General features: G+C 73.1%; 8 protein-coding genes. All 8 read right to left on the reverse strand.

Annotated elements, in window-relative coordinates:
- Nucleotides 1-30: 30 nt before the first annotated feature.
- A complete protein-coding gene (locus tag AOK11_RS02935) occupies nt 31-618 on the reverse strand; it encodes a DUF5998 family protein (RefSeq protein WP_042173127.1) in 588 nt (195 codons plus the stop codon).
- 111 nt (nt 619-729) lie between these two features.
- Nucleotides 730-1,110, reverse strand: coding sequence for a monovalent cation/H(+) antiporter subunit G (mnhG, locus tag AOK11_RS02940; RefSeq protein ID WP_055592043.1), 381 nt, complete (start codon nt 1,108-1,110; stop codon nt 730-732).
- Nucleotides 1,107-1,373, reverse strand: coding sequence for an MrpF/PhaF family protein (locus AOK11_RS02945; RefSeq protein ID WP_055592044.1), 267 nt, complete (start codon nt 1,371-1,373; stop codon nt 1,107-1,109). The genes mnhG and AOK11_RS02945 overlap by 4 nt, the downstream gene beginning before the upstream one ends.
- A complete protein-coding gene (locus AOK11_RS02950) occupies nt 1,370-1,957 on the reverse strand; it encodes a Na+/H+ antiporter subunit E (protein ID WP_079034601.1) in 588 nt (195 codons plus the stop codon). The genes AOK11_RS02945 and AOK11_RS02950 overlap by 4 nt, the downstream gene beginning before the upstream one ends.
- Entirely contained in the window at nt 1,954-3,513 is a 1,560-nt protein-coding gene (locus AOK11_RS02955) for a Na+/H+ antiporter subunit D (protein WP_055592045.1), read from the reverse strand. The genes AOK11_RS02950 and AOK11_RS02955 overlap by 4 nt, the downstream gene beginning before the upstream one ends.
- On the reverse strand, nt 3,510-4,070 hold the full coding sequence (locus AOK11_RS02960; protein ID WP_055592046.1) for a Na(+)/H(+) antiporter subunit C: 561 nt from the start codon (nt 4,068-4,070) through the stop codon (nt 3,510-3,512). The genes AOK11_RS02955 and AOK11_RS02960 overlap by 4 nt, the downstream gene beginning before the upstream one ends.
- Nucleotides 4,067-6,907 carry a Na+/H+ antiporter subunit A gene (locus tag AOK11_RS02965; RefSeq protein ID WP_055592047.1) on the reverse strand — a complete coding sequence of 947 codons (2,841 nt, stop codon included), beginning with the start codon at nt 6,905-6,907 and terminating at the stop codon, nt 4,067-4,069. The genes AOK11_RS02960 and AOK11_RS02965 overlap by 4 nt, the downstream gene beginning before the upstream one ends.
- A gap of 565 nt (nt 6,908-7,472) precedes the next feature.
- On the reverse strand, nt 7,473-7,881 hold a 409-nt coding region (locus AOK11_RS02970; protein ID WP_206188761.1), incomplete at its 5' end, for an acetate--CoA ligase family protein.

A 7,881-nucleotide genomic window follows, 5' to 3' on the forward strand; every position in this document is an offset into this window, starting at 1 on the left:
GGGTGTACGGGGTCGGGGAGGTGTGCGGCATCAGCGTGCGGAGTCCGCGGTCGCCTCGGAGAGGGCCTGCGCGAAGGCGAGCGCCTGACGCACCGTCTCCGGGCCGTCCCCGGCCTCGCTGACCCGCAGGCTGAGGTCGTCGGCCGTCGAACTGCCCGTGTAGCCGTGGTCGGCCTCGCAGTTGGGGTCGCCGCAGGCGGCGGGCTCCAGGTCGAGGCGGGCGACCGCGCCCCAGCCGATGGTGAGCACGATCTCGCGGGGCAGCGTGCCCGGCTTGTAGGACTCCGGGTTGGCGACGACGCGGCTGACCACGATCGACGAGATCCGGCCGAGCTTGACCGACTCCGTGGACGTGGTGGCGTACGGGGTCGGGGACGTGGTGTCGGCGGCCTGCTCGTCGGTGTGGCTGACGATGAAGCGGTTGCCGGTGAGGACGAGCACGGTCACATGGCGCCGCACCTCGTTCTGGTCGAACGTCGTTTCCTGGTGGACCAGGTACGACCGGACGGGCTCGCCGCCCACCGCGGCCTCCACCGCCTCGGCCACGAGGGCCGGGTAGTAGCCGCTGCGCTCGATCGCCGCCCGCAGCCCCTGGGTCGTCGTACTGGTCTTGGCCATGACGCCCATCCTACGGGGGACCACCGACTGCGAGGCACCGGTCACGGCACTCCCCCGCGCACCGGGCCGGTCCGGGCCGGGAACGGCCCGGACCGTTCGGTCGGGGAGGCTTCACCGGTCCGCGTCCTCGCGCGGCGGCCGCTCGTCCACCGGAGTGCCGTCCCGCGCGAGACGGTCGGCGAGTTCGTCCCGGAACAGCGCGCCGCGGTCCAGGGCTTGGACGCGGTAGGCGGTGCGGCCGACGATCTGGCTGGTGATCGGCGCGGTGAGCAGCTGGAACAGAACGACGAGCAACAGCACCGGCGCGTAGCGCAGGGGCATCTGCACGGCGGTTCCCACCAGGATGAGCATCAGGCCGAGCGTCTGGGCCTTGGCGGCCGCGTGCAGGCGGCTGACGATGTCCGGGAAGCGGAGCAGGCCCAGGGCGCCGAGCAGACAGAAGACCGCGCCGGCCGGGAGCAGGACGGCGGTGATCACGTCGGCCACCGTCATCGCAGGCCTGCCCGCTTCTCGATCAGGTGGGCGGCCGTGATCGATCCGGTGAAGGCCAGCAGGGCGAGGACGACGAGTACGGGCAGGGGCGTGGTGTCCTCGCGCAGGGCCATGCCCACGGCGGTCCCGGCGATGATCATCGTCAGGACGACGTCCAGCGCCACGATGCGGTTGAGCGCGTCCGGACCGCGCACGAGGCGCAGCAGGGTGAGCAGGCCGGCCGCCGACAGCACGGCCAGGGTGACGGTGTACATGACAGTCATGGGGTGCTGCCTCCTTGATCCGGGTGATCGGAGGACCCGGAGGTGTCGTCTCCGGCCGCTCCGGTGCGTCGGCCGCGGCCGACCGCCCGCGCCACTCTGCGCTCCACGGTCTGCACCGCCTTTCTGCGTCGGGCGAGGTCGGTTTCGTCACGGACCGGGAGCGCGTGGACGTACAGCCGCTGCCGGCGCCGGTCGATCTCCACCACCAGCGTGCCGGGGGCGATCGTCGTGAGTTCGGCCACGGCTGTGATCAGGAGGTCGCTGTCGACGTGCAGCGGGACTTCGACGATCGCCGTGGACGTCTTCCCCCCGTACCTCAGGACCTGCCAGGCGACGGTGACCCCGGACCCGACGAGATCCTTCAGCAGGTCGACCAGCAGGCGTCCGATCGCCAGGGGCCGGGGCACGGCTCCCGGCAGAACCGGCGGCAGAAAGAAGGACCCGACGACGGCCGCGGCGACGAGCAGGCCTCCGACGAGGACCACCGGGCCGACGGACCCCCACAGCAGGATCCACAGCAGCCACAGCCACCCGACCATGGGCAGGCGGCGCAGGACTCGGTGGGCGTTCTCCCGGCGGGTCAACGGTCCTCCTCGGGCATGACGGCGGAGCGGTAGTCCCGCGGGTCGAGCAGTTCCTGGGCGGCTCGTTCGCCGACCCGGGCGAGCGGACCCGCGAAGACGGCGACCGCGACACCGGTCATCACCATGACGGCGGTGGCGGCGGTCATCAGCCGGGCCCCGTACCGGACGGCGCGGCGCTGCGGGCGGCGGGCGGCGCCGGAGGCCGGTGTTCCCGGCGGTGGCGCGTCACGGTGCTCCGGGTACGGCTTCTGCCGCACGAAGGCCCTGGTCCAGATCCGGGTCATGGCGTAGAGCGTCAGCAGGCTGGTGAGCAGGGCGGTCGCGGCGAGGGCGTACGCCGCGGTGCCGCCCTGCCACGCGCCGGCCCGCAGCAGGGTCAGCTTGGCCACGAACCCGGAGAACGGCGGGATCCCGGCCAGGCTCAGAGCGGGGACGGCGAACAGCACGGCGACCAGGGGCGCCGGGACCGGCCGCTGTGCCATGCGGTCCAGGCCCGTTGTTCCCGTGTGGCGCACGGCCAGGGCGGCGGCCAGGAAGAGCGCCGCCTGCACGACGATGTGGTGGACCATGTAGAGGACCGTGCCGGTGAGCCCGGTCGTGTCGAACAGCGCGAGCCCGAACAGCATGAAGCCGATGTGGCTGACGAGGGTGAAGGACAGCAGCCGGTTGATGTCGTCCTGGGCCAGGGCACCGAGAATGCCCACGATCATGGTGGCGATCGCCACGCAGGCCAGCAGGGTCCACACGCTGGAGCGCGGGAAGAGCAGGGTCTGGGTGCGCAGCAGCGCGTAGACGGCGACCTTGGTCAGCAGTGCGGCGAACACGGCGGTGATCGGCGCCGGTGCGGTGGGGTAGCTGTCGGGCAGCCAGAAGTGCAGGGGGACGATCGCCGCCTTGATGCCCAGGACGGCCAGGAGCAGCAGGGCGAGCGCGCCGCGCAGGCCGTCGGGGAGTTCGGCGAGCCGCGGCCCGAGCTGGGCCAGGGTGACCGTGCCGGCGGCCGCGTACACCAGGCCGACGAGCGTGAGGAACAGCAGGGAGGACGTCAGGCTGATGATCGTGTACGTCATGCCGGCCCGGGTGCGGTTCCCGTCGGCGTCCAGGGTGATCAGGACGTAGGAGGCGGCGAGCAGGATCTCGAAGGCGACGAAGAGGTTGAACAGGTCCCCGGTGAGGAAGGCCAGGCTGACCCCGGTGACGAGCAGCAGATAGGCGGGGTGGAAGACCTCGGCCGAGCTCTGGCGTTTCTCCGCGGTGCCCTGGCCGATGGCGAAGAGCAGGACGGCCAGGGTCACCAGTACGGACACGGTGAGCAGGAGCGCCGACAGCCGGTCGGCGACGAGCGTGATGCCCAGCGGCGCCGGCCAGCCTCCGACGTGCACGGACTGCGGGCCGCGGGTGTCGGTGAGGACGAGCAGGGCCGCCGCGTCCACCAGCACGCCCGCCAGGACGAGGGCGCCCAGTACGCGGATCACCCGGCCGGGCAGTCCGAGCAGGGTCACCCCGGCGCACAGGAGCGGCAGGACCACGGGCAGGGCGAGCAGCAGTGCGGTCATCGGTGTTCCTCCGGAGCGGTGCCGTCGTCCCGGTGGTCCGGCTCGCCGGCGTCGCCCTCGCCGCCGTCGGGTTCGCCGAGGCCGTCGTCACCGAGGTCGCCGTCGGGTTCGCCGAGGTCGTCGTCGTTCTCCTCGCCCGGGCCAGTCACCTCGTCGGCCCCGGCACGCTGGCGGGCGATGTCGATGCGACGGTCCTCCACGTCGTCGCGCACCTCGTCGCTGCCGGACAGTCGCCAGGAACGGTAGGCGAGGGCCATCAGGAACGCCGTGAGGCCGAACGTGATGACGATCGACGTCAGCGCCATGGCCTGGGGCAGCGGATCGGCGGGCTCCGCCGGGTTCACCGGCTGCCCTTCCAGCACCGGGGGCCGGCCGGGGGTGCCTCCGGCGACCAGGAGCAGCATGTTGGTGCCGTGGCCCAGGAGGATGAAGCCGAGGACGATCCGCATCAGGGACCGTTGCAGCATGAGGTGGAAGCCGATCGTGAACAGGCCGCCGACCACGACGGCCATCGTCACGTCGAGGGTGTTCACCGTGTTGTCCACCGCGCCGGTCATCGAGCGGATCCCTCCTCGTTCCGGGCCGCCGTCCCGCCCCGGTCCAGCGAGACGCCCACCGCCGACAGGAGCTTGAGGACGACACCGACCACGAGCAGGTAGACGCCGACGTCGAGGAACAGGCTGGTCGCCCACTTCACCTCACCCACCAGCGGCAGGTGCCATGTCACCAGGTCGCTGTCCAGCGGCGTACCGCCGACGGCGAGCGGCGCCAGGGCGACGACCGCCGCGATCACCAGGCCCGTGCCCGCGATCGCGACCGGGCGCAGGCGTACGGCGGCGCCGAGGTCGGCCTGTCCGCCGACGAGGTACCGCAGGACGAACGCCAGCCCCGCCACCAGGCCGCCGGAGAATCCTCCGCCCGGCCGGTAGTGCCCGGAGAACAGCAGGAACAGCGAGAGCACCAGGATGGAGGGGAAGAGCAGCCGAGTGGCCACTTCCAGCAGGACCGAGCGCTCGCCGCCGGGGCGTTCGCCGGCTCCCGGCAGCCAGGTCTGCCGGGGCTCGTCCCAGTGCGTCGTGGGGAACCGGGCGGGCGGCTCCTCGTCGACGGCCCGTACCGCGTCGCGGTCGCGGAACCGGACCAGGCTGCCGACTCCGACCGCCGCCACGAGCACGACCGAGATCTCGCCCAGCGTGTCCAGGGCCCGGAAGTCGACGATGATCGCGTCGACGACGTTGTAGGCGCCCGTCTCCGCCGCTCGGCGCAGGTACCCGGTCGAGATCACCGGAGCCGTACGGGCGGAGGCCGCCGCCAGCGCGAAGCAGGTGACGACGGCGCCGACCCCGACGGCCACCGCGCCCCGCAGCACCCGCCCCGGCACCGACGTGCGGCCGGGATCGAACCGGGACGGCATCCGGCGCAGCACCAGCACCACGACCACCAGCGTCATCGTCTCGACCAGGAACTGGGTGAGCGCCAGGTCCGGGGCTCCCCGCACCAGGAACAGGCCCGCCGCTCCGTACCCGACGGCCCCGGTCAGCAGGATGGCGGTGAGCCGGTGCCGGGCGGTCACCACCGTGGCGGCGGCGGCCAGCATCACCACGGCCAGGACCGGTTCGAGCGAGTACCGCCACAGGGGCGGTGATCCCAGGGACGGTGCCGCCGCCACGAGTGCCGCGCCGGGCACCGCGACGACCGTCGCGAGCAGCACGGTCAGATAGACGGGCAGCGAGCCGACCTGGGTGTGCCGGGTCAGTGTCACGGCCAGCCGGTCCACGCCCTCGATCACGCGGTCGTACGCGCGCTGCACGTCGGGCAGGCGCGGCAGCCGGGCGGGCACGGCACCGCGGCGCAGGAGCGCGTGGATCAGCACACCGACGACGAGCGACAGCGCCGACAGACCGAGCACCGGGGTGAACCCGTGCCACAGGGACAGTTCGTACGGTCCGTCGGCTCCCGGCGGGTAGGCGTCGGCGTAGACCGTGGGGAGGGCCGCCGTGCCGGGGTACGCCACGCCCAGCACCAGACCCGCCGCGGACAGCACGGCCACCGGTACGACGAATCCCGGTTCCGGGCTCCGTACGGCCCGCGCCGCCTTCTCCGACGGCCGCCCGCCGAAGGCGCCGTGCAGGAACCGTGCCGCGAACGCCACGGTCAGCGCGGAGCCGCACACGAGCACCACCGTCAGCTGGTAGTGGCGGGCGAGTTCGGTGCCGTGCAGGAACGCGTCCAGGGCCGCTTCCTTGCCCAGGAAGCCGACGAGGGGCGGCAGACCGGCCATCGACGCGGCGGCGAGTGCCGTGACGCCGAACAGCACGGGCAGACGGCGGCCCAGTCCGGACAGCTCCCGGATGTCGCGCGTGCCCGTCTGGTGGTCCACGATCCCGACGGACAGGAACAGCGCCGACTTGAACGCCGCGTGCGCCAGCAGCATCACCAGCCCGGCCAGCGCCGCCGTCCGCGTGCCCGCGCCCAGCAGGGCGGTCAGCAGACCGAGTTCGCTGACGGTTCCGTAGGCGAGGAGCAGCTTCAGGTCGGTCTCGCGCAGGGCCCGCCACGCGGCCACCACCATGGTGGCGAGTCCCACGCCGAGCACCATCGGCCGCCACGGCGTCACCTCGGCCAGGGCGGGCGCCAGCCGGGCCACCAGGTAGACCCCGGCCTTGACCATCGCCGCCGCGTGCAGGAAGGCGCTGACCGGTGTGGGGGCGACCATCGCCGCGGGCAGCCAGCCGTGCACCGGCATCTGCGCGGACTTGGCGAACGCGCCGACCAGGACGAGCACCACGGCGGCGGGGACCGCGCCGCCCCGTGGGGGGTCGGCGAGGATCGCCGAGACGCGGTACGTGCCGGCCTCCTGGCCCAGCACGATGAAGCCGAGCAGCATCGCCAGGCCGCCGGCCGCGGTCACCAGCAGGGCCTGCCGGGCGGCACGCCGCTGCACCGCCCGCGCCCCGCGCCCCGCGATCAGCAGGAAGGAGGCGACCGTGGTCAGCTCCCAGAAGACGTACAGCACGAAGAGGTTGTCCGCCAGCACCAGTCCGATCATCGCCCCGGCGAAGGCCAGCAGCAGGGCGGCCAGCCGGCCGGCGTCGCGCTCGACGTAGTACCGGCAGTACAGGAGCACCAGGGCTCCGACACCGGCCACCACCCACAGCATCAGCAGCGACAGGGCGTCCAGGCGCAGGTCGACCGTCAGGCCGAGCGACGGAGCCCAGTACAGGGACTCCTGGTACGCGCCGCCGTCCAGCACGCGCGCCGCCCGGGTGCCCGCCCAGACCACGGTCGCCAACGGCACCAGGGCCGCCACGAACCACATCGCACGGCCGAGCCGCTTCTCCCACCAGGGCATCGACACTGCGGCCGCCGCATAAACGGCCAGCAGGACCAGCACGTCAGCACCAACTCCTTCGCGCTGGACGACCGCTGACGTACGGTCGGGCCCCGCCACTCGATCCTGGAGATTATGTTCGGTTTGTCACCATTTCGATATGCAGTGCTCTGTGTAGCAGGGGGAGCCGTCCGGCGGGGCACCGCCGCGCCGGACGCGAGGCCCGCCACACGGCTCCGCTCGGGGCGCGGCGAGCCGCACGGGCCCCGGCCGCGCGCTCAGCCGATCGGTGGAGAGCAGGGCGGAAGGAGCGGCGGAAGGACCGGCAAGGACTTCGGCGCTCCGGGACCGGTGCGGGCGATGTGCCGGACGAGGGGGGAGCCGATCCCGTCGGCGTCGAGGGCCCCGAGGTGCATGCCGTTCTCTCCGTTCATCGGGCGGGCCGGTCCGGGCGTACCCGTACAGCGGCCCGAAGGCCGTCCCGGACGGGAAGCCGTCGCGGTCGGCGGGCCGGTCCCGTGCCTGCGGCAGGTACCGCTGCCGGCCGGGGGTACGGGTAACCCGCTCGACGCGCCGTCAAACGCGCGGTGACCTGCCGCGTTGAGACACCCAGGGGAGCACGCCGCCCTCAGTACGCCGGGAGGGTCCGGGGGCCGAGGTCGTCACGGGCCGGGGGCGGGGCCAGACGTACGGAGGCGCTGAGGACACTCACCCCGTGGGTGGCGACGACGACCGGCTCCAGGCCGACCGCGACGACCTCGGGATGGTCGTCGACCAGCCGTGACACCCGCAGCAGCAGCTCTTCCAGAGCGGGGGTGTCGACGGGGGCCGAACCGCGCCAGCCGAACAGGAGGGGTGCGGTCCGGATCGACCTCACCAGGGAGGCCGCCTCCCGGTCGGTGACCGGGATCAGCCGGTGCGCCATGTCCCCGAGCAGCTGCGACGGGGCACCGGCGAGCCCGAAGGAGAGCGCGGCTCCGGCGGCGGGATCGATCACCGCGCGGACGATGGTGTCGACACCGCGCGGTGATCGATCC

Origin of the sequence: Streptomyces hirsutus (assembly GCF_001418415.1) — a bacterium.
Lineage (GTDB): Bacteria > Actinomycetota > Actinomycetes > Streptomycetales > Streptomycetaceae > Streptomyces > Streptomyces hirsutus.